Origin of the sequence: Mesorhizobium sp. M1406 (assembly GCF_040317555.1) — a bacterium.
Classification (GTDB): Bacteria; Pseudomonadota; Alphaproteobacteria; order Rhizobiales; family Rhizobiaceae; genus Mesorhizobium.
Genome location: NZ_JAMYKW010000072.1, coordinates 1 through 22,171 on the forward strand (window position 1 = coordinate 1; position 22,171 = coordinate 22,171).

Annotated in this window: 18 protein-coding genes and 5 pseudogenes; 12 read left to right on the forward strand and 11 right to left on the reverse strand. The window is 60.1% G+C overall.

Annotated elements, in window-relative coordinates:
- From NKH03_RS30445 to NKH03_RS30455, 3 genes and pseudogenes are all read right to left on the reverse strand, one after another.
- A pseudogene (locus NKH03_RS30445) lies at positions 1–990 on the reverse strand (IS256 family transposase); the annotation flags it as partial.
- Between the two features lie 378 nt (positions 991–1,368).
- Positions 1,369–2,064 carry an OmpW/AlkL family protein gene (locus NKH03_RS30450; protein ID WP_352972610.1) on the reverse strand — a complete coding sequence of 232 codons (696 nt, stop codon included), beginning with the start codon at positions 2,062–2,064 and terminating at the stop codon, positions 1,369–1,371.
- 189 nt (positions 2,065–2,253) lie between these two features.
- The gene (locus NKH03_RS30455; protein WP_352972611.1) at positions 2,254–4,344 is read right to left on the reverse strand and encodes a prolyl oligopeptidase family serine peptidase; all 2,091 of its coding nucleotides are present in this window, start codon (positions 4,342–4,344) and stop codon (positions 2,254–2,256) included.
- A gap of 297 nt (positions 4,345–4,641) precedes the next feature.
- Here NKH03_RS30455 and NKH03_RS30460 point away from each other — a divergent pair.
- From NKH03_RS30460 to NKH03_RS30470, 3 genes and pseudogenes are all read left to right on the forward strand, one after another.
- Positions 4,642–4,923 (forward strand): annotated as a pseudogene (locus tag NKH03_RS30460) (site-specific integrase); the annotation flags it as partial.
- Between the two features lie 229 nt (positions 4,924–5,152).
- Positions 5,153–5,700, forward strand: a pseudogene (locus tag NKH03_RS30465) (transposase); the annotation flags it as partial.
- Between the two features lie 649 nt (positions 5,701–6,349).
- A complete protein-coding gene (locus tag NKH03_RS30470) occupies positions 6,350–6,706 on the forward strand; it encodes a hypothetical protein (RefSeq protein WP_023736366.1) in 357 nt (118 codons plus the stop codon).
- Positions 6,707–6,866: 160 nt separating this feature from the next.
- Here NKH03_RS30470 and NKH03_RS30475 read toward each other — a convergent pair whose 3' ends face one another.
- Positions 6,867–7,253, reverse strand: coding sequence for a hypothetical protein (locus tag NKH03_RS30475; protein ID WP_352972612.1), 387 nt, complete (start codon positions 7,251–7,253; stop codon positions 6,867–6,869).
- A gap of 55 nt (positions 7,254–7,308) precedes the next feature.
- Positions 7,309–7,542, reverse strand: a complete 234-nt coding sequence (locus NKH03_RS30480; protein ID WP_352606682.1) for a hypothetical protein — start codon at positions 7,540–7,542, stop codon at positions 7,309–7,311.
- A 334-nt stretch (positions 7,543–7,876) separates the two neighbouring features.
- Here NKH03_RS30480 and NKH03_RS30485 point away from each other — a divergent pair, with 334 nt between their 5' ends.
- From NKH03_RS30485 to NKH03_RS30500, 4 genes are all read left to right on the forward strand, one after another.
- Positions 7,877–9,181: a lysine N(6)-hydroxylase/L-ornithine N(5)-oxygenase family protein gene (locus NKH03_RS30485; RefSeq protein ID WP_352972613.1), complete on the forward strand. Its 1,305-nt coding sequence runs from the start codon at positions 7,877–7,879 to the stop codon at positions 9,179–9,181.
- Between the two features lie 5 nt (positions 9,182–9,186).
- Positions 9,187–9,594 (forward strand): hypothetical protein, encoded by a 408-nt coding sequence (locus tag NKH03_RS30490; protein WP_352972615.1) that lies wholly within the window; start codon positions 9,187–9,189, stop codon positions 9,592–9,594.
- A 93-nt stretch (positions 9,595–9,687) separates the two neighbouring features.
- Positions 9,688–10,467 carry a phytanoyl-CoA dioxygenase family protein gene (locus tag NKH03_RS30495; RefSeq protein ID WP_352972616.1) on the forward strand — a complete coding sequence of 260 codons (780 nt, stop codon included), beginning with the start codon at positions 9,688–9,690 and terminating at the stop codon, positions 10,465–10,467.
- A 330-nt stretch (positions 10,468–10,797) separates the two neighbouring features.
- Complete coding sequence (locus NKH03_RS30500) at positions 10,798–12,801, forward strand: class I tRNA ligase family protein (protein WP_352972618.1); 2,004 nt, start codon at positions 10,798–10,800, stop codon at positions 12,799–12,801.
- Positions 12,802–13,613: 812 nt separating this feature from the next.
- On the opposite strand, the pseudogene NKH03_RS30505 reads toward NKH03_RS30500, so the two are convergent.
- The 3 genes and pseudogenes from NKH03_RS30505 to NKH03_RS30515 all read right to left on the reverse strand — a co-directional run.
- Positions 13,614–15,067, reverse strand: a pseudogene (locus NKH03_RS30505) (NAD-dependent succinate-semialdehyde dehydrogenase).
- A 410-nt stretch (positions 15,068–15,477) separates the two neighbouring features.
- Positions 15,478–15,603: a hypothetical protein gene (locus NKH03_RS30510; protein WP_352972619.1), complete on the reverse strand. Its 126-nt coding sequence runs from the start codon at positions 15,601–15,603 to the stop codon at positions 15,478–15,480.
- Between the two features lie 49 nt (positions 15,604–15,652).
- A pseudogene (locus NKH03_RS30515) lies at positions 15,653–15,745 on the reverse strand (insulinase family protein); the annotation flags it as partial.
- A gap of 534 nt (positions 15,746–16,279) precedes the next feature.
- On the opposite strand from NKH03_RS30515, the gene NKH03_RS30520 reads away from it, so the two are divergent.
- The gene (locus tag NKH03_RS30520) at positions 16,280–16,450 is read left to right on the forward strand and encodes a hypothetical protein (RefSeq protein WP_352972620.1); all 171 of its coding nucleotides are present in this window, start codon (positions 16,280–16,282) and stop codon (positions 16,448–16,450) included.
- A 257-nt stretch (positions 16,451–16,707) separates the two neighbouring features.
- On the opposite strand, the gene NKH03_RS30525 is transcribed toward NKH03_RS30520, so the two are convergent.
- Both NKH03_RS30525 and NKH03_RS30530 read right to left on the reverse strand, forming a co-directional pair.
- On the reverse strand, positions 16,708–16,962 hold the full coding sequence (locus tag NKH03_RS30525; protein ID WP_352972621.1) for a hypothetical protein: 255 nt from the start codon (positions 16,960–16,962) through the stop codon (positions 16,708–16,710).
- A gap of 381 nt (positions 16,963–17,343) precedes the next feature.
- Entirely contained in the window at positions 17,344–17,529 is a 186-nt protein-coding gene (locus NKH03_RS30530) for a hypothetical protein (protein ID WP_352606670.1), read from the reverse strand.
- 190 nt (positions 17,530–17,719) lie between these two features.
- On the opposite strand from NKH03_RS30530, the gene NKH03_RS30535 reads away from it, so the two are divergent.
- From NKH03_RS30535 to NKH03_RS30550, 4 genes are all read left to right on the forward strand, one after another.
- The gene (locus NKH03_RS30535; protein WP_352606668.1) at positions 17,720–18,415 is read left to right on the forward strand and encodes an RHE_PE00001 family protein; all 696 of its coding nucleotides are present in this window, start codon (positions 17,720–17,722) and stop codon (positions 18,413–18,415) included.
- A gap of 375 nt (positions 18,416–18,790) precedes the next feature.
- Positions 18,791–19,402, forward strand: a complete 612-nt coding sequence (locus NKH03_RS30540) for a hypothetical protein (RefSeq protein ID WP_352606666.1) — start codon at positions 18,791–18,793, stop codon at positions 19,400–19,402.
- A 359-nt stretch (positions 19,403–19,761) separates the two neighbouring features.
- Positions 19,762–20,112 carry a tetratricopeptide repeat protein gene (locus NKH03_RS30545; RefSeq protein WP_352972622.1) on the forward strand — a complete coding sequence of 117 codons (351 nt, stop codon included), beginning with the start codon at positions 19,762–19,764 and terminating at the stop codon, positions 20,110–20,112.
- A 518-nt stretch (positions 20,113–20,630) separates the two neighbouring features.
- Positions 20,631–21,323, forward strand: a complete 693-nt coding sequence (locus tag NKH03_RS30550) for an IS6 family transposase (RefSeq protein WP_352606662.1) — start codon at positions 20,631–20,633, stop codon at positions 21,321–21,323.
- A 216-nt stretch (positions 21,324–21,539) separates the two neighbouring features.
- Here the strand turns inward: NKH03_RS30550 and NKH03_RS30555 are convergent.
- Positions 21,540–22,171: Ulp1 family isopeptidase (locus NKH03_RS30555; RefSeq protein ID WP_352606660.1), on the reverse strand; the 632-nt coding region annotated here is incomplete at its 5' end.

Genomic DNA, 22,171 nt, shown 5'->3' on the forward strand with positions numbered 1-22,171 from the left:
TCAGGTGCTTGTGGTGCTGACGCGGCAGGCGAAAGAAGGTCAGCGTGTATTCGATGGTCTCCTCCACCCACGTCGTCAGTCGTGGGTAGCGGCCCGACCATTTGGCAAGCCATGCAGCCAGATCGGCCTTGGCTTCGCGAGATCGCGCCGGTCGTAGAGCCAGCGCAGTTCCTGCAGGCAGTCGTCGCCATGCTTTCGCGGCAGATGATCGAGCGCATTCCTGAGGAAGTGCACGTAGCATCGCTGCCATGCGGCTTCCGGGATCACCTCGCCGATCGCCGCCACCAGGCCGGCATGGTCGTCGGACACGACCAGTTCGACGCCTTTGAGGCCACGCCCCTTCAGGGCGACGAGGAAGTCCCTCCAAGCCGAGCGGCTCTCGCGATTAGCCATCTCGACGGCCAGGATCTGGCGCCTTCCGTCCCAGTCGATGCCGACCGCGATCAGCACCGCCTGGCTCATGACGATGCCGGCTTCGCGCACCTTCTCGTAGCGGGCGTCGAGGATGAGGTAGGCAAAGGGCTCCTGAAGCGGACGCTCGGCAAACGCCTTCAGGCTCTCGTCCAGCCGTTTGTTGATGGCCGAGATCGACGAGGCCGAGAAGGCATGACCGCACAGCTCTTCGGTGATCGCCTTGACCTTCCGGGTCGGCACGCCCTGCACATACATCTCCGCCAGCGTCGCCACCAAGGCCCGCTCGGAACGCTGGTAGCGCTCGAACAGCTCGGTGGAGAAGCGGCCGGCCCGGTCCTGCGGTATCCGCAGCTCGAGCTTGCCGACACGGGTGACAAGGGTGCGGCCATAATAACCCGAGCGATAGCCGAGCCGCTCCGGTGTGCGTTCGCTCTTCGAAGCACCCAGCGCCTCGTCCATCTCGGCCTCGAGCACCTCCTGCATCACCGCACGGATCACTTCGTGCAATCCATCCGGGTTCGAAAGCAGAATGTCTTTGACGGCAGCGCTGGCGGTCTTACTTTCAGTCTTGGTCATGGTGGCGTTCCTTCGCGGGAATCAGGTGACGTTGAACATCACCAGCCTGCCATGACCGCCTTCTCTCAGCGAATTTGCAGAACTCTCAGCACACTACCTGACGTCCGGGAGACTGATGCCAGACCCTGAATTTAGCATCCATCAACAATACCTAAAAGCCATCCTGATCAGAAGCGCATCTAAGCACGTCCATTTCAGGGGTTAGTCGAGGCCGCATTGACCAGGGGTACCCTTGTTGGTCCGCTGAAGGAGGGCAGCCCCCCCCCTCGACAACGGCTTCTTCACGTGTCGCTCGCGCAGGGACGCCCCAAAAAAAAGGGCGCACGAGGCGCCCTTCTTTTCAGATCGGCTATCAGCAACTGCCTTCACCTTTCGTTGTTAGAAGCGGTAGGTGACACCTGCGCCTATCAACCAGGGATCGAGCGCAGCCTTCCCCGTCAGCTTCGCGCCGTCGACCGTGACGTCGAAGTCTGGCTTGAGGAAAAGCTTCTTCACGTCGAAGTTGACGCCCCAGTGCTGATCCACCATGTAGTCGAACCCGACCTGCAGCGCGGTGCCGAACGTGTTCTTAACCTTGAGAGCATCGGCGCTGCCGGCACCCTGGTTATAGAAGATCGTGTAGTTCACGCCGGCGCCTACATAGGGCTTGAACGCGCCGAAATCGGTAAAATGATACTGCAATGTGAGCGTGGGCGGCAGCAGCCAAACCTTGCCGATATTGCCCAGCGCGCCGATCGCTCCTTGGCCCTCGATGTTGGCATAGGTGGTGCCGAGTATGAGCTCGGCGGCGATGTTGTCCGTGAAGAAATAGGAGATATCGAGTTCCGGGATCACGGTGTCCGAGTAGGAAAGACCGGAGCCTGACACTGCATTGACGTAGCCCGAATCCTCGGTGATGACCCCCAACCCACGCAGGCGGAGTTGCCAAGGACTCGGCTCTTGCGTGACCGAGGTTCCCGCCCGCGGGACGCTCGCGGCTTGCGCAAGGTCCGCCGCGACGGCCTGCTGTCCCATCACGATGAGGACAACGGCCGCTGTTACTCCCCGCGCCGCGCGCATTTGGTTTCTCGCCATGATATTCTCTCCTTGCTCTTCAGAAAATGTGGACTGAACTACGAAAAATCTTGCTCGAATATTTTGGGATTGGCGGAGCGCTCATGCCCAATTTGCGTGGGAACGCGCACACATTATTCGAGCCGGTCTCGCAATCATCGACCTGTACCCCCTGATTGAAACGTTGCTCTTTGTCTGGGTCCCGCTCACCTATCGAACGCCATCGGCTTGCCAGCCGATCGCACTGCGAAGGAAATTGGTGCCCAGGGCAATGAGTCCGGCCCGCTCCCGATTGTCCTTGCCGTAGCTGTGGCCGCCCTCGCCGGGCTCGTAGAAGTAAGCGGGATAGCCAAGAGCCTGCAGCTTTGCCGCCATCTTACGCGCGTGGCCCGGGTGGACGCGGTCGTCCCGCTTCGTGGTGGCGAGCAGGATCGGCGGATAGGGTTGTCCCGGCGTTGCGGCGTGATAGGCCGAGATTTCCTTTAGGAAGATCCATTCCTCCGGCTTGTCGGGATCGCCATATTCGTCAATCCAGCTCGCGCCCGCCAACAGCTTGGTGTAGCGGCGCATGTCGACAAGCGGCATTTTGCAGAAAAGCGCGCCGAAATTTTCAGGATAGCGGGTTAGCATATTTGCCATCAGGAGGCCGCCATTTGAGCCGCCCTCGGCGGCAATCCGCCTCGGCAGCGTAATGCCCCTTCGCACGAGGTCGGCGGCAACGCCGGCGAAATCGTCATGGGCGAGACGCTTGCCCGCCCTGCGCCCGGCCTCGTGCCAACGGGTGCCGAACTCGCCGCCGCCCCGGATGTTCGCCACCACGCACGTGCCGCCGCGTTCGAGCCACAGCTTGCCGAGCGAGGAGTTGTAGTGGGGCAGGACCGATTTGCCGTACCCGCCGTAGGCGGTGAGGTGAACCGGGGCATCCCCGTTCCCGTTCGCCGGACCGACCTGCGTATAGGAGATCATCTCACCATCGGTCGAGACTGCCTCGTGGCGCGTGACCACCAGCCCGGATGCGTCGAAATTCTCCGAGTTGCGCTTCAGGATTACTGGAGCGCCAAGAGGCGGCGCGGCATTGAGGTCTAGTAGGAGAAGCTTCCGCGGCGTGATCGGGTCCTGAGCCGAAATGAGGACCTCTCCAGTGGTCTCGTGAAGTTCCGCATCGAGCGAGCGAAGGTGAACAGTCCCTTCGCCGGGCAGGGTGTCCAGCGCTCGGCGCGTCCATTCCTGCCGGTCGGGAGTGAACATCTCCAAACGCGGATCGAGGTTGACGAGGTAGAAGATAATGAGCTTCCCGTTATTCCAGAAGAATGACTGCAGGGAGCGCCTGTCGCCTGTTTCAAAGAGGATGGCAAAACTGCGTTCGCCGGCGATGAAGGAGGAAAGCGAGATGCCGATCAGCGCGTCCCCGGGATGGGTCATCCCTCCCACTGTCCATGGCTTGCGCAGCTTTACCGCCAGACAGTCGCCGAAGCCGCTCCACGAGGCGTCTCGAGGAAGGTCGATCCGCGTCTTCGGCCCGCTCCTGTCACCGATTCGGCCGATCTTCTCAAAGAAGGTCGACTGCTCGATGAACCAGAGGCGCTCGCTCTCGGCGGTGCGGTCCAGATGGCCGGACACCCCGAAGGATTCGGAACCGGTCTCGAAGATTACCGGCGCGGTGAGCGGATCCGCGCCACGCTTCCACAACCGAACGGTGCGCGCGTAGCCGCAACGGGTGGCCATGCCATCACCAAGCGCACTGGAAAGCAGAAGCGTGTCAGGGTCGAGCCATTCAATACCGCCCTTGGCCTCCGCGAGGTTGAAACCGTCGGCGACAAAGCTAAGAGACTCAAGATCGAATTCGCGATGCACGACCGCCTCGCTGCCGCCGCGCGACAGGCGCAGAACGGCTCTTTCCCGTCTCTCCGGCTCAAGGGACGCGCCGCCCCAGATCCAGTCCTCTCCGTCGCTAGCCGTGAGGGCGTCCAGATCAAGCAGTAGCTCCCACTGGGGCTCAACTTTCATGTAGGCGGCAAGGGTGCTCCGACGCCACAGTCCGCGCGGATTTCCGGCATCTTGCCAGAAATTGTAGAGGTACGGGCCGCGGCGGGTGATCAAGGGAATCTTGTCAGGACGGTCGAAGATCGCTGTCAGGGCCTCACGGTCGTGATCGAACTGCGTTCCACCGAAGTGCCCCAGTGTCCTGGCCGACTGGCTGGCGGTCCAGTCAAGTGCCCGTTCGCCTTCTATATCTTCAAGCCAAAGATAGGGATCATCGTCGGGAGCATTCAGAGTTGGGCGAAAATCGAACGCGGTCATGTCCGTACAACCTGAAGAATGAAAGCGCAAAGGCTTCCTTCCGCTCGGGAAAGCTCAGTGTTTGCGGCGGCGACCGCATGCTCGGCGAGCGTGATCATGGGATGAGGTCTTCTCAGTTGGTGCGGCGCGGCAGTGCGTTTGCGCATAGGACTTGCATGTGTCGTGCCAACCAGGAAAATCTTTCAGAACAATACGATCACTTGATAGCGCTGTGTCTTATCTCCGACATCGTCGTATATCCGACAATGACTGCAACCGTAGGCGCCTGATCGATCTAGTGTAAGCGCGGAGCCCAGCATGAGCGAACACCTGCTCCTGGGGCCGCTCCTGGAGTCCTATTTCCGCGGGCGCCTGACCAAGCAGCGGAACGCGACTCCCGCGACCGTGGCCAGCTATCGGGACGCTTTGCGCATGCTGATCCTCTTTGCCGCCGCCCGATTGCGGAAGAAGCCGGCGGCGTTGGCACTCGAAGAGCTTGATCGAGACCTCGTTCTCGCTTTTCTCGACGAACTCGAGGAGAAGCGGAACAATTCCGTCACCACGCGCAACACCCGCTTGGCCGCGATCCGATCTTTCTTCCACCACGTCGCTGCCGCCGACCCGGCGTCCTTCGGCGTCGCCCAACGCGTGCTGACGATTCCCATTAAACGGACGCACATTGAGGTGACGTACCACCTCACCAAGGTCGAAGTGGACACCCTCATCGCGGTGCCCGATCCAAAGACGCCCCGTGGTCGGCGCGACCGAGCCTTTCTGCTCTTCTTGGCACGGACCGGCGCCCGGGTCTCCGAAGCCATCGGCGTCACGCCAGCAGTGTCGGCTCTGGCGTCCCCTCCTCGTCGCTCGACGCACGGTCCTCAACGAAATGCGGACGATCGAGAACGTGGTCAGGTCGATTCTTCGGGAGGCCGGCCTCAAGCTTGGCAGGCCAAGCCGTGCAGCCTTCGCCGATCGCGTGCGCGAGCTCATTGGTGCTGACAATATCGTCGTGGCGCTGGTCGAGCCGCTCCTGGCGAACGTAGCCACGATGTTGCGCGAGTTCGGGCGACTGACAGAGCAGGTTCTCGACATCGCCGGCAAGAGCAAGTCTGTCGGCGGCTGATGAGCGCGCCCGGCGTCGGGCCGATCACCGCGCTCGCCTTCCGTGCCACGATCGATCAGCCGGATCGCTTCCGGAGGGTGCGCATCTGGGCTTGACCCCGGCACGTCATCAATCCGGTGAAACCGACATTCAGGGCAAGGTCAGCCGATGCGGCGACGAACTCGCCCGCATGGCCCTCTATGAGGCGGCGCATTCGCTGCTTGTGCTCAGCAAGAAATGGTCGAGGGGCATGGGGCATGAATGTCGCCAGCAAGGCGATCTCGTTGGCAGGCTAGATCCTGGATAGATTCTCCCAACGTCGCTCAACAGATTGAGACGCCTGGCCCTCCTGACCCCATCATGCGGCGGCCCGGCGCCGACCGCGAAGAGAAGCGAGTGACCCACGGGGCGACATCGTCCGGAAAAGACAGGAAAAGCTTGACCTCACCGACCCCAGTCAGAGAAGCCTGAGGTGATCTGTTTCAGGCGGCGCCTCAATCACGGCATAGAAGACGCGGGCCGCGATTTGCCGGATCTGCTCCGTAGAGTACTCCCGGCGCACCGCCTGTCGGCGTTCAACGCGAGCAGTTCGAGGACAGGAGCCGGGTCGCGCATCCGCCGCGCCTGGCGACGCCTAGAGTGCCATTCAGCTTTTTATTTCGTTGTAGACACTCCAGCTGAAATGACGCTCTTGACCCTGCCGCTCTGAGCGCAGCACCCGTTGCAGGCGGCGCTTCCATCGTTCACTTCGCGGCAAAGGCCGATGGCGCCTGAGGAAGTGATGAGGCCAGCGCAAACCAAAAACGTTTGCCTCGCGGCTTCGGTCCTCGGCCCTTGACTAGTTGGCGGCGATGTACAGGGATTTCCCGAGAGCCTACGTCGACCGTGCAAAGGCCTGCAACTGCTGAGTGAGAGGAGGGACGCTTGGACGAACACGATCCGAAGGAAGAGCTGATCGAGACGATTTTTCGCAACGGCACAATCACCGTCGTCGGCATTCTGCTTGCCTTTTCGCTCGGCTTCGTCACCCATTGGGCTGCGAACCCCATGCCATGGCGGCTCTACGACCTGTTCGCCGTTGTGCCGATCCTGGTCGGCATCACGTTGCAGTTGCGGGCGCTGTCCCTGCTACTCGACATGAGTTCGTTGCGCCGACCCATCTACGAACGCGCCAACCGCATCTTCATGGCCGGCCTTATCCTGACCGCGTGCGGCGTCGGGCTGGCCATCCTGCTCGATGTCTTCGCAATGTCGATGAAGGGCACGCTGCCCGGCGCTTGACGGCCTGTCCCTGCGCTTTGGAGCTGCCGCAATCGGCCGACGCGATGCGTCAGATCCGAGGGTTCCTAGTGCTTTCGCTAAAGCAGCGTCAGCCTTCTTCCCGAAGAACGCTTTCTCTAGATTGCATTAGCGGATGTTTAGAGCGTGGGCTTGCCGGAAATTACGTCTCGGTGGCATAATCCGCATAGCTTTTAGGGTGCTGCCAGGAAGACCGATTTGCCGGCGGTGGATGGACAAATGCGTTGGCGTCAGGAAGAGGCTCGGCAGGTTGCGTGCGCGCATTGCCGAACTGGAGCGCGATCTCGTGGCGATTACACCTCAGGGGCGCCATCGGCGTTTCGAAGCCGGACATGAACTTCGCAATGCGAAGTGCCGCCTGAAGCGTCTCGAGGAATGCATCGCTGAAATACCGGAGAAATGTGGCCGTTAGCGCAAGCTTCGCCGCTCTCAATCTTTGCCACGCGGTCGGCTGGTCGGCGGGGAACAGATGCCGATCGTGCGGGTACTCTGTCCGGCAGAGACGCAAGGTTCTGCACTGTCCGTTCATGAAGACTTCGTGCTGGTCTCCACAAGAGAAGTATTCTGGTGCAGAAGGTGCCCGATTAGCTATCGGAAAAAGCGACATCGACGTGCAAATCGGGCGCCGCAGTGAGGCGTCCCCCCCAATGTCGGATTTCCGACAGGATCGTAAATCCGCCAACCCATTGTTTAATAAAATTTCCTTCCTGGCACGGCCCATGCATGGGACTCTGCGAACGCATCAGCCAGACGTCGTCCATGATCATGCGCACCGAAAATGCCGTCGCCGCAGTGAAAACCGCGCTCTCGCCTGCCATCAAGCCGCCGAAACGCCGGCGCGTAATGGTCGAGTCAGGCGATTGCGCCGGCTTCAAACACCTTAGTGGGCCTGGAAAGCTCCTCGCGTGACGGCGAGGGGGGGGCATCCAGACGGGCGGAAAGGACAAACGTCGTTGCCCCACGTCGCCGGCATCGTCGATTGTCACCGCGCTGGAATGCGCGGTCTACATGCGAAGACCCGAACGCGCAGGACAAATTCTCGCAAGCCCGGTCGGGACTGGGGCTCGAAGTCCGTGAGCGGAGGCTAATGGCTATGGCCGATATTCGCCGCGAACAATCCGCCTAGTGGGAAGGCGCTATAGGAGGAAGCAGGTGGAGTTATCTTGCGTTGGGATCGGTGCTGGCCCGTCCAATTTGAGCCTTGCGTGTCAGATACACGAGCAAGTTGGGAAAGGGGCAGTGTTCCTGGATCGGCAGGTCGACTTCCGCTGGCATCCAGGCAGCGCATTCGATTCCTCGGAGCTCCAGGTTAGTCACTTCAAGGACCTGGTCACTCTGGTGAATCCGCGATCAGCCTACACTTTCGTAAACTTCCTGCACGAGAACGGGCGTCTGTATCACTTCCTGAACGCACAGTTCGAAGCCGTGCTCAGAGTGGAGTTCGAACAATACCTGAACTGGGTCTTCCACAGGAACCCACTAGTGCGTGGCGGCGAAACAGTCCGCGAAATCCGCTTTGACGGCGAGTTTCGGGTGCGGACGGATAAGGCGGTTCTCGGCGCCAGAAACGTTGTGGTCGGCATTGGCAAGCAGGCGCAAATTCCGCCTCAATTTCAGGGCTGGATTGGACGCAACCTGTTCCACTCATCGGTTTTACTGCACATCCACCCTGAGGTGCGGAGAAAGCATGTCTGCGTGGTCGGCGGAGGCCAGTCGGGAGCCGAGGTGATGTTGCACCTTGTCGGCCTGCCGAACGAACGGCGGCCTGCCTCGATCACTTGGGTCTCGCAGCGCGAAAACTATCTGCCTCTGGACAACAGCCCGTTCACAAACGAGTTGTTCATGCCCTGCTTTTCGGATCGTTTCGCGGCGATGAGCGACTCGCAGCGTAAGCTGCTCCTGCGGCGTTTCGTGCTTGCCTCGGACGGCATTTCGGAAAGCACGTTGCGCGCGATCTATCAGGCACTATACCGCCATGAATTTTTCGAGCCAAACCGATGCGACATCACACTGCGGCCGGGCTGCACCGTCTCGCACTGCATCAACGCCGGACCGGGTCACAGGCTGACCCTGCAGCATGGCATGGACGAGGTCGAAGAAGTCACGGCTGACATCGTCATCCTGGCCACCGGTTACGAGAACGCGGTCCCAAGCTTGTTGGAACCGATCATGGGCCGCTTGGAGCAGATCGACAATGAATTAGCTATTCGCGAGGATTTTTCGGTGAGCTGGGACGGACCGTGTGACAGACGCATCTTCGTACAAAATGCGAGCCTCGGGCAGCGCGGCCTGGCCGATCCGAACCTAAGCTTGCTGGCCTGGCGCGCGCGTCGCATCCTCGATAGCCTACTTGGGCGCGCGCCATGCGCGAACCCCGAGCATCCTGGCTTCATCACTCATACGTCGATCGAGAGCTGGCCCGACCACGCAGCCGAAGAAATGGGCAGTGGAATATGACTCGTATGCTTTTGATCATCGGCGGTGGCATCCTAGGAATGATGCCCGCCTGCGCTGCGGCGAACCCCGGAGGCTTCTCCGATATCATCGTGACCGACCAAGCCCTTGGACCAAGCGGCGCATCGCATCACTCTGGGGGCGTGCATTTCTCCTACGGTTGCCAAGGCCGTACCAAGTCGCTCACTCGAAAGACCGCCGTGGTCTTGGCGGCCATGGCTGGGTCGGCAGGTAGCGGATGGTGCCGGCCTTTGGCGATGCGTGTCGTGGTTGAACCGGGTGAAGCGATTGATCCGGCCCAGTTTGCGGAACCCCTAGACCCGGCTGAGCCTGACATAGGCAGTCTCGCGCCGAGCTTCTGCGGACAATATCCGCCGGAGCGGAACGCACTTAGCATCGCCTCCCTCATCACGTGAGTCCGTCTCTGTGGACCCGCAACTTGATCAGCGCCCGACCGCCCTAATTGGCATGTCCAACCAAACCAGTGTTTCCAACAGGAGGCTTTTCGCATGTTGACTGATGCACAAAGGGAAAAGTGGCAGAAGGACGGATACGTCAGGCTCGAACGGTTCTTCACTCGAGCAGATCAGGAAAATATCTCTACTTTTGTCGAAGATATGTCACGCTGGAATGTCAGTGATGATAAATGGCTCATGTGGTTCGAGAAGACGACGGACAATCGAAAGATCACCTCCAAGATCGAGAATTTTCTCGACTTCCATGATCCATTGCGTCGTTTGCTCTTAGAAGATCAGCGCATAAAGTCAGCGGTCGAGGATTTGCTTGGAGAAGCTTCGCGCAGGCTCAAGGAGTTGCTGATTTTCCACTATCCAGACAGCGGCGGCTATCTCCCGCATCAGGACATTTATCACATTCCACACAAACTCCCCGACCGCATGGTCCATGCTGTGGTTGCCATAGGCATCGACGACTCCGACGAGGAAAACGGCGGGCTTTTTTTCAGCCCCGCCAACCACGAAAAGGGGGTGTTTCCTATGGATGCCGGTGGGGTGATCTATCCTCAAGTTGCCGAAAAGTTCTCCTGGGAACCCGTAGTATGGAAGGCTGGCGACATCTTCATCTTCGACGATTACGCACCGCACTACTCACGACCGAACAAAAGCAATCGTTCTCGGCGGACACTCTACTTGGTGTTCCAGCGTGCTTCAACCGGCGGGCCGACCCGCGCTGAATATAACGTGCTTAAGCGCGCCCTTAACCCGCCCGAGGGCAAAGTGGCCGATCTCGACAATCTCAAGCCCCCAAATGGCATCTTCTATCGCGATTGAGCTCACGAAGGCCGTGCGGAGGCATGCAAACGAAACTGATCGACCGCTCCAAGGTGCGGGAGAGCATGGCGATCTGATTTGCGGGCGCGGAGCATCGACCGCAGCCCGTCAAGACGCTTCGGCACGTGGATTGCGGAGGTGGTCGCAGGCGGTCTTCTGTGCGCCTACAGCCCGACTAGTGCCCCCCTTGGTCGCCCGCTTGCGGCCCAGAGCTGCACTATCCTGGCCGGGGCCGCCAATGGTCGGGCTGCCGTTTCTCTCCACGAATTGCACGGGAGGCTGTTGCGTTGGCAGCCGAAGGTCCCACTGTTACAGCTAGGTTTCCTTATCATGCGCAAATACAAGTTTTCTCGAACGGAGCTGTCGCGGGCGTTCGGTATCGACATGGCCACGCTTGGAACGGGAAGCGCTCGCACGGGGTTTTCATTCGGAAAGGTTGGACCCGGCGTCACATCCGAGCCCCATCGGCACGACGAAATCGAGGCGTTCGTGTTCCTGTCAGGGTCGGGCAATGTCAGGACCGACCGGGGGGAAATCTCGGTCGAGGCCGGCGATGTCGTTCTGTTTCACCCTTTTGAAGCGCATGTGCTGCGCAATGACGGAAACAAAGACCTAGATTTCGTCGCTGTCTACTGGCGAGACGGCGAGGCCGCCCTTGATGCCGCTGCAAAGACCACGGCTCCACGCGGCCCAATCTTCGTCTTCTCCACGCCGCCAACGCCAAATGGCGATCTGCATCTGGGGCATCTTTCTGGCCCCTATTTCGGCGCTGACGTCTATACTCGTTTCCTGCGCATGAAAGGAGTCGAGGCCTATCACCTGACCGGAAGCGACGATTACCAGAGCTACGTCGCGACACGCGCCGATGCCGATCAATCGAGGCCTGCAAACGTGGCGCGCTACTACGCCGACGAGATTCGCGCCACGCTTGCACTTCTCGATTGTGAGGTCCACAGCTTCCAAGCCACAATGGGCGATGACGGTTACGGCGAGTTCCAAACCGCGTGTTTCCGGAGTCTTCTGAGCAGCGCGGCGGTAGATTTGCGCCAGAGCCCTGCGCTTTTTGATGCTGTGACAGGCCGTTATCTTTACGAGCCGGATGTTGGCGGCCTCTGCCCCGATTGCGGCGGCTCCGCCGCTGGCAACATCTGCGAGGAATGCGGTGCCCCAAACCTTTGCCACGACTTAGGTGCAGCGCGGTCACGGCAGTCTGCCGAGGCGCCGGTGGTCGGCTCCCTCCGCCGTCCGGAACTTGCCATGGACCAATGCTACGACAATATCGACCGGCATCTAAGGGCGTCGGGCGTCTCGCTACGGATCTTGGATCTCTTCGCGCGCCTACGCCAACGCGGCGACTTTTCAGTGCCCATTACCCACCCCTCGGACTGGGGCCTGCCGGCCGAGGGGTTCCCGGGGCAAGTGATCTGGGTGTGGCCGGAGATGGCATTCGGTTTTCTGTACAACATCCAGGCGCTCGGCCGCTCGATGGGTCGCGACTGGAAGGCGGAGATGCCCGGCAACGACTGGCAAATTGTCCATTTCTTTGGCTTCGACAATTCGTTCTACCACGCGCTACTCTACCCCGCTCTTTACGCCGAGGTCTTCTCCCACTGGACGCCACGCATTCGCTATCACGTCAACGAGTTCTACCTGCTCGACGGCAAGAAGTTCTCAACCAGCTGCCGCCATGCGGTCTGGGGCAAGGAGGTTCTGAGCCCAAAGACAGTCGACGTCGTGCGCCTTCATTTGGGCCTGACACGCCCGGAAGGTGAGCGGACGGATTTCACGCTGGACGCGCTGCGCCGCACCGAGAACGAGGTGTTCCAAAGCATCTGGCTGAACTGGCTTGAGGCGTTGAACCAGGAAATCAAGCAGGATTTTGCCGGCCGTGTACCCGATGCAGGCGACTGGAGCCCGGTCGACCGCGCCTTCTTTGCTCGCATAGAGATCTATCGCGCTGCGATGGAGCGCGCCTATTCGGACGAAGGCTTCTCGGTTCGGCGCGCGGCCACTCAGGTCTGCGAATTCGTGCGCGATTGCGTGATCTACCGCGGCGCGCGAGACTTTGCGGCGGCGCGACGTTTCTATCCTGCCCGCAATCGGACTTCGCTAGCCCTTCAGACGACGGCCACTGCGACCCTGGCACCGACACTCGCTCCGCTGATGCCCCGCTTCGCCAAAACGCTGGCGCGAGGCATCGATGGCGCCTCAACCGAAACATGGCCCCGGTCCGTCCAGCGCCTTGCGCCCGGGACGCGCTTTGATCTCGGACCCGTGTTGGTGTTCTACGCCAAATCCGGCAATCCTCACCTCGACGACGAGGAAACACTATGAGCCCAAAGGTGCACCAGTGAGCTGTCCCCATCTCGACCAGATCTGCCCGGCAATCAAAGCCGACGATGCCAAATATCTTGACTCGCTGTCACTGGCGAGGGAAGCCGCTCTGAACGGCAGAGACTAGATTAGCTGACCTGAACCAACGCGTCGTCAAACAACCCTGGCCCGCCCCTTCAAGGACCGCTCGGCCGATCGCTTCCCAGCCCTTGCTGTTCGTGCCGAAAATGCGTGTGGGCTCGACTGGGCTGACCAACCTCTTCGGCATCGGGATTTCCGTCCTCCAGCCGGTCAAGGCTGTCATTCGGTTCGACCCGCTCGGTCAACCTGGCGCGCCCTGGACGGTGCGCCGATCACCAATGTGGATGCGAATGCCGCGTGATGGTACCTTCGATTCTGTCCGAGCGTGTACCGGCGCGGCAGTCAGCCGAAGAACAGCTGAGCTACTGATATCGGAATGTAGCAGGTCCAAATTCTGCCCCTGAAGCCGGATATTGCTCAATCAGCGTTGACGATGGCTTGGTGCACAAGCTTCCAACCAGACCGCGCAACGACAGCCCGTCGCCTGAGGGTAGTCGGCGAGGGCCGCCAAATCGCAAGCGTATCCTCCGTCGCATGCGCGCCGTCTTCGCCGAAAATGCAGACGCTTGTCTCCTCGAGAGATACATCCAGCTATTTTAGGGGGCTCCTCAGGATTGCGTGTTTGCGGTGCGGACCGCCCCTCAGTTCCCAATCGAGGAGCGATTCTACAATTCACATATTTGGAGATCGCTCGCTTGGTAACCCGTCTGTGAACCCTGCAAGCCGATGCTTCAGATGCCGCCCATGCAGAGGTATTTCATTTCGAGGTAGTCCTCGAGGCCATGGCGGGATCCCTCCCGCCCGATGCCGGACTGTTTTATCCCACCGAACGGCGCCGCTTCCGAAGACATCCGGCCGGTATTTACCCCGACCATTCCATATTCCAAGGCCTCGGCGACACGCCAGACACGCTTCAGGTTAGAGGCATAAAAATACGCCGCGAGGCCGTAGATCGTTTCATTGGCATCACGCACGACCTGATCCGCATCATTGAAGCGAATAATCGGTGCGAGCGGCCCGAATGTCTCTTCTTGCGCCGCGGTCATCTCGCTGGTGACACCGGTCAGGACCGTTGGTTGGAAAAACGTGCCATTCGTGCCGACGCGTTTGCCCCCGCATCGAATTGCGCCGCCTTTAGCTACGGCATCGGCAATATGGGATTCAATCTTGGCCAAAGCCTGCTTGTCGATGAGAGGTCCGATGTCCACTCCGGGAGCGAAACCGTCACCAACTTGAAGTTGGCGAGCCCGTTCCACGAATTTCTCGACGAACTCGTCGTGAACGCGCGACTGGACGTAAAGGCGGTTCGCTGAAACGCAGGTCTGGCCGGCATTGCGGTACTTCGCCTGGATCGCACCGTCAACCGCGGCATCGATATCGGCATCATCGAAGACGATGAAGGATTGCCGCCGAGCTCTAGGCTGACTTTTTTGATCTGGTCGGAGCACTGGCGCATAAGTAAGCGCCCGATCTCAGTAGACCCGGTGAAGCTGATCTTGCGGACCTTGGGATTTGTGCAAAGTTCGCGGCCGACCGCGTCACCTTCGGACGCATAGATCAGGTTGACGACGCCTTCGGGGAAGCCTGCCTGATGGGCGAGGGCGAACATTGCTCCAGCCACGAGCGGCGTCTGTTCAGCGGGCTTGAGGACAATCGTGCAGCCCGCCGCCAAGGCTGGCGAGATTTTGCGCGCCACCATCGAGGCAGGGAAATTCCATGGGGTTATCGTGCCGACCACCCCGATGGGCTGCTTGATCACCAGCATTCGGCGGTCCGTCGATGGTGCGGAGATCGTCTCGCCATAGACGCGATTTGCCTCCTCGGCGTACCATTGCAGATACGCCGCAGCATGCGATATCTCCGATTTGGCCTCGGCAAGCGGCTTGCCCATCTCCGCGGTGAGAATTGCAGCGAGATCGTCGGTGTGGTCGATGATCAACTCATGCCATCGCCATAGAACATCGCTGCGCTCACGTGCGGTAAACCCTGCCCATCCAGGCTGCGCGACATAGGCCTTCTCGATTCCAGCGCATGTCTCTTCGACTCCCATGTCAGGTAGTTCTGCCAGCACTTCGCCGGTCGACGGGTTGAGGACCTCGAATGTCCGCTCTCTAATCCGCGTGCCAAGTGCCGGCAGGCGATCGATGGGTCCAAACAGGTCAGGGGATCTCAGGTGACGGATCATCGGCGGACACAGGGGCAATCGGTTTCCTCCTCAACGCCAGGCGTATATAGCAGGTTCGGTGTGTAGTCCGGACGTCCAAGCTCCTCATAGGACCTCGGCCAGACAGCTAGCAGACCACGGTTGCCAACTGGAAAGGGAGAATACCGGATTCGCTAGAAGATGAGTCGCGGTTCTACTAGCCGGGCTCGACCGGCGGTTGCGCGCGGGCAGGTCCGGCCCGCGCACAACCCTGCCAGAGGTCTTCGCGGCCAGCGCCTGGTTCTACGTGCCGGCCACCGGGTCGTTCGGTCGGCAATATTGTAGATCGTGAATGCGTCGGTGCCGTTCAGCTTCTCCATCTCCTGCATCCAGCCGTTGACCGGAATGCGAGTAGGGCTGGTTCGGCCGCAATGTTGCGTTGACCTCCTCGTTCAGCAGACCTGCGGGTTCGTCTCTCTGCGCCAACGGCGCTCCTCCAGGATCACATTTCGCTCGGTCTTGATATCATCCTCGTTGAGGATGAGGTTGAACATGCGATCGGCCTCGAAGCCCATCATCTCGCCCAAAACGAGCCATAGGCGGTGAGGGCGTTATTGTAGCCGCCACTCACTTAGACGGCTCGGTGAACTCGCTGTCGGCGCGGTTGGTGGTCGCTTTGAAGATCAGACGCTCGAGGAAATGGGCAAGTCCGGATTTGCCGGGTGCTTCGGTGCATGTCGATCCATGCCATTGCCGAGCAGGAAATCCGCGATCTTGCCGCCGTCGGGTGGCAAGGCAAAGGGTTCGAGGCAAAAGTGATTTGTTCCTCATTTTGATGAACGCGCTGCGTCTTCGCCTCCCCGTGGTAGGATCGGCGGGCAGCGCCGAGCCAGATGAATCATGGGCCCAGGGCTCACTCGAGTCTCACCTTCGGATGGACCCAGGAGACCTGCGGCGGTGTTCTTGGGGAGGTGGCCATTGGAGGGATTTTCCTTGGTCCGCGACGTCTTGCGGGCGACAGGGCATGCACCGTGCCAGATCAGAAAACCATTGGAGGCTGTTGACAAATGGGGCTCTGCCATGTTGCGCATCCGACATTGTGGGCGACCGAACAGGACGATTAGGCGCGCTGCCGGGGAGGGGTACAGGATGCGCTTCGAAGGCCGCTGCACCGACGGTCAGAATTGAAATGTTGTCGCTCCAGCGGACCGATGTCCTCGACAGTCAGACCGGGCGGTGCTGAAGGGCAGAGGCGTGAGCAGCGTAGCTAAGTGGGCGCGGACCCAGCTCGCGCGCGAAGACGGACCTGAAAAAACGGCGGGTGGCGACATTCGCGAGGCGCTGGAAAACGAGGTCGTAGGACTGGGCGGGAAAAACGATGCCGTTGCTCTCTTCTGGCGTGATGGCCTGCCGCGAGGCCGTTGAACGTGATGAGTTGCTGCGGGAAGGGGAGTGTTTTCGCGGGACCTTGGTCAACGCAAGAAACAAACGTCGAGCTCGCCTTGGATGGGGGATGCAGCACATTTGCCGCTGCAGGACAGCAGCACGGAAGCTGTCCGCGCTTGCCGTCGTCCCTGGGAACCAAACAGCAGAATTAGCGGTCGCGATTGATTTCATGTGCGTAAAATACCGCCTGGTGCGCTCGGCTGCAAATGCACGCCTGGCGGAGTGGTCGCTTTAGGTCAAGGGCATCGGGTGAGTAACAGCCTGACCTTGCTCAATCTGATGCGCGCTAACCGCCTCGCCGGATTGTGGAACTGCTCGCGGGTGGCTTCTACCACAAACAGCAAGGTCACGAAATCAAGCAGGAAGTCGTCAATCGCCTGGGAGATCGTTTCTGACTTGCCGTTGAATTGGTCCAGCAAAACGCGCGCGCTATCGATCGCTTCCACGCTGGTGGCATCAATCAACCGCTCGACCCTCTTGAAACAATCCAAATCGAAACTCCTTCATGCGCTTGCCAAGCCGTTATGCTCGAAGGCAGTTCCGTGAACTACCCGGCCTTTGACCTGCGGCACGAGCAGCGGTCGGCCTTACGTCCCGTGCAAACACGAGCCATCGACGTGGCGCTGAGGAGCGTTGGAAGAAATTAGGCGCTTCCGGCCACGCTCGAGCGGTAGTGTAGGACAGTGCTTGCTGGCTAATTTCGCGCATTTCTCTCAAACGAGCCCCGCAGGCGGTCCGGGACGGGGCGCGCGATTTTTGCCTTGCGGTTTCAATTGGCGCGCCAGAGCGAAGGCCGGAACGACGCCCGATGTCCCTTTTTGACGTTGACCGTAGCAATGCAATCCCGTGGTGGGACCTCGCGGGACCGCTCGTCACCGCAGAGGATTCTTTGGCTGGCCAGAAGTCCGGTGCGCGAGGGTTTTGTCGCGCGCACGCATTTCTACGATGCCGCCGCCGCGCTGTGGCTCGAGGGCGAGCTTGTCCATGTCGAGGATCTGGTCCTGCACGACACCCACATGGACATCCGCACGCCGACCCACGAGCTCACCCGTGCCCATGCAGTGCTGCGGGCACGGCGGCTGATTGTTGCCAACAGGCCGGACTGGGCGCTGAGCCCGAACGGCCTAAGACAGTTGCGCGGCCGTGACGGTAGCACCCCGGACGCTCTGCCACTGGAGATTCATGCGACGACAGGGGAGGGCGCCGGCGATGAAGAGGCGAACGAGTCGGCCAATGACGATCTGAACGATGGCTTCGGCGCCGAATTTGCCGCCATCGATGCGTTGCTCGATCGCACGCGGAATGTGCTCGACGGGCTCGCCGCTGCGCCGGTGTCGCGACCGCAACAGGTCCCGACGGCCGAAAAAAAATCCGCTGCTCTACGATCCCGACTGGGACGAGGAGGAACGGCTGTCGGACTGGCGGGCAGTATTGAACCGGAACACGGGCCAGCCGCCCGTGCTGAGCGCTGCCCTGCTATGGGATGCGTGGGAAACAAAAGAACCGCTGCAGCATCTGCCCTGGCTCGGACACCTGCTCGTGGGCGCCATGCTCAGGCAGGCCCGAAAAACGAGCGCCGCCCACCTCGTCTGTCTCAACACCGGGCTGCGCGCCATTCCGCGCGAAAGGCGGCGCGCCCGCGACAGGACGGCGCGCCTGATCGGGTTTCTGGAGGGCGTCACTGAAGCGGCCGGCGCCGGGCTGAAGGAACACGATCGGCTGATGCTCGCCCGGGAACAAATGTTGCGCCGCCTGCGCGGCCGGCGTGGAAATTCGAAGCTGCCGCAACTCGTCGACCTCGTTCTTGCGCGGCCGCTCGTCTCCAGCGCAATGATCGAAAAGGACCTGAAGGTGACGACGCGTGGGGCGCTTAATCTCGTGGCCGAACTCGGCCTGCGCGAGATCACGGGCAGGGGACGTTACCGGGCGTGGGGGATCCTCTGATAGCTCCTTGTGCGCGTGGAACGATCGTCTGGCACGCCGGCTTGCGACCGGCACGACCGTGCTATTGCAAGTCGCATCGTCTTGGCAGCGGGAACAGGCTTTCTTGGGTCAGACGTTACCGCGAGACCTTGCGCCCGCGCGTTGCTTGCGCCATATCTGGACCATGGCGAAACATGCAACTACCGCTCGGCGATCGGCGTCATCAGGCCAATTTGTCACTACGAAGGGCGCCAATTCGGTTGGGCGGACGAGTGACGGGGTTGTGATCCTGAAGCCTGCCACCAAGCCGACGCATTTCACGCAAAGTGAGATACGCGGCACGATTAAGGAAGTGAAGGGGAGCGACGGCCGCTTATCGAGCAGTAAGAATCATTGATGACTGCGCATCCGCGCAATGTGTTCATCAACTGTGCCTTCGACGCCGAATTTGAACCCCTATTCCACGCGATAGTTTTTACTGTGATCCGGTCAGGATTCCGTGCGCGGTGCGCGACCGAATCTGACGACGCGGGAGAGAACCGCTTCTCGAAGATACAGCAAATCGTGGAGGAATGCCGCTACGGCATCCATGACATTTCGCGCACTGAAACCAGCGGCAATCCTCCTCTGCCTCGTTTCAATATGCCGCTCGAACTCGGCCTTTTCCTCGGTGCCAGACGCTTTGGCGACGGCGATCAAAAAAAGAAAAAGACCCTAATCCTTGATCGTGAGCAATATCGATTTCAGCGGTTTGTTTCCGACCTCGCCGGCCAAGATATTCACTCGCACAATGGCGACGTTTCGAGCGCAGTGCGTGAAGTGGCAACTTGGTTGCGCACTCAATCGAGGTCGACCACTGTACCGGGCGGAATGAAGATCGCCGACGAGTTCGCCCTATTCCAAGAAGCCTTACCCGCGATCTTAGGGCAACAAGGACTTGCAAGAGCCGAGATGACATTCGGCGACTACACCGCTATTGCCGTGGCATACATCAAGGAAAACGCCTGAACGTGGTGAGTCGGCCGCCGGCATCGCACAATTCTTGTTTTGATCGTGTCATGCCGGCGGCACCCCAGCAAATTGCAAACTGGCCCACTGCCGATCAACTTGACCCAGAATTCGGGACTCTAAGTGAATTAAATGGTTAATCGGACTTTACTAGCGCTGTCCATTCTTTGCATCCTTTCATCTCCGGTTTGGGCTGACAAGAATGCGGGATTTGCTGCCGCCAAGCGCGGCGACTACGAGACTGCCTTGCGGGAGTTGCGACCACTTGCAGACCGGGGCGACGCTGCCACTCAGGTCTTTCTTGGGCTTATGTATTCTGAAGGCCTGGGCGTCAAAAAAGACTTGGTCGAGGCGACGATTTGGTATGTAAGGCCGCCGATCAAGGTGACGATAGTGGCCAGTTTATGCTCGGCATTTCTTACGTTGAAGGCAAAGGCGTCACGAAGGACTTTGCCGAAGCTGCGATTTGGCTTCACAAGGCCGCTGACCATGGCAACATCGGTGCTTATGGCCCCCTCGGCGTGATGTACGCCAAGGGCCAAGGAGTTACACAGGATTACATACAAGCACACAAATGGTTCAGTTTAGCCGCGCGAAAAACTAAGAATCCAGGTTCCGCCATTACGGCCCGCGACCGGATCGCAAGCCAGATGACGCCGGAGGAGCTTGCCGAGGCTCGACGCTTAGCTCGAGAGTGGACACCGCAATAGTCGGCTGGGGGGGCGGCGTGCCAATTTCCGGGGCGACGTACTCACAGACAGATCACCAACCCCCACCCGGTGTAAAGCAGCAAGTCCCCTATGATGTGCCGATTTGAAATGCTCCAAACCAGCACTCAAATATCGTCATCATCGGCCGCGGATGTCGCTGCAGCCAACGTGTCGGGTGCCGCAGCAGGTCGTGGGCAGAAGAACCGGAAATCGCAGGCGACGCACGTCTCCGGTTCGCTGCAAGTCGGCGGCCACGCCGCGCGGATACTGCCTTGCGCGGCCTCATCCATTACCCGACCCTCGATTTCCGAGACGATCTGGTCAAACTCGCTCGTAGCGCGTGCAATGCTCGCCTCGGTGATCGGGATGACGCGAATGGCTCTTCGAAATCGAAATGCTCCGATAGTCCGGACGCCGCACCCGGGGTCCACGCCTGCAGTGCATAAAAGGGATGTGTCGCAAACTTTTCGGTAACTTGACTGGGGCATGACAGCTCTTCGATTTTCGGGGAGCGCTCAATGTTCAAAGGCAGGCACTTCGATCGATCCGTGATCCTTCAGTGCGTGCGGTGGTATCTGGCCTACAATCTGAGCTTGCGTGATCTGGAAGAGATGATGGCCGAGCGAGGCCTGAACGTCGACCACTCCACCGTGCATCGTTGGGTCGTCCACTTCTCGCCCCAGCTTCTGGAGCGTTTCAACAAACGCAAGCGGACCGTCACCGGCAAGTGGCATATGGACGAGACCTATATCAAGGTTCGCGGCCGTTGGATGTACCTTTACCGCGCCATCGACAGCGTCGGCGACACGGTCGAATTCTTCTTCAGCGAACACCGTGATCTTCCGGCGGCCAAACGCTTCCTGCGCAAGGCGCTTGCCCACTATGGACGCCCGAACCGCATCGTCGTCGACGGCAGTCAGACCAATCGTGAGGCAATCATTTCCTGCGATACTGAAAGCCGTCTGCGGGAGCGATCACACCAACCACCGATCCATATCCGCAAGAGCCAATACCTCAACAATCGGATCGAACAGGATCACCGGCGCATCAAGCGCCGCGTTCGATCCATGCTCGGCTTCAAGTCTATGGAGAATGCCCAGATCACCCTCTCCGGCATCGAGCTGGTCCACATGATGCGAAAGCGACAGGCGAGGTTCGCCTACAATCCGAGTCCGTCAATTGCCGAGCAATTCGAAATGCTCACCGCCTGATCAATGCTCCCAGGCGACGCTCTTCCCGTCCACATGCAGGAATTGCGACAGAGCCGATCTATATCAAGGTTCGCGGCCGTTGGATGTATCTGTATCTTTATCGCGCCCTCGACAGCGTCGGCATTCAGCCCCCCGTTTCGGTATCGGTCAGCAGTTGCCCAATTCAACTCTCCATCGGCGCCAGGGCATCATCCAGGTTGGGCGCAGGCGAGCCGATCAGGGTGGTCGCAGTCGGTCCTGGAGTGCCCGCCGATCGGCAACGAGGTTATTGAGGTGCTGCGGCTGCGGCAGTCCTTGTGCCAATCGTCCAACCAGTTCCCGCGTCGCGTCCAGCACGCAGACGCCGCAATCATAACCGTTATCCTGCCGGTTGATGGAGCCTTTGAACGCGGTGGCGCCCAGCCTTTTTGCGAGCGCTGCTGCAATCCCGTCGTTGAATCCCCCCAAGGAGTCGTAGTGATAGGCAACCGGCTTGTCTCGGTCCGTGCGATCAAAGAGCAGCAGCGACCAATGGTTGCCGCGGAGACGAGGATCAACAGCATCGGCATCGTTCAGTGGCAGGAACAGGAAGTCGGCTGTATCCGTGCCGCGCCGGCCGCGGCCGCGCAAGATCCCCTCCCAGTGGGTCTCCTCGTGGGGGTTGTCCCGCAGACGCTGGGCTACGAGGGGATCCACGAGGCGCGTCCGAGCGGCCAGATCCGGATTGGTTACCTGCAACTCGCGCTCCAGGAGATTGTAATCTCTTGTGATGTGGCTATCGTCCAGCCATTGCTCGTCGTCGAGCCAAGCTCCAGGGTGAAAAGTGAGATGAACACCGTCCGACTGCAGCGCGGCCGTGTAAAGCTGAC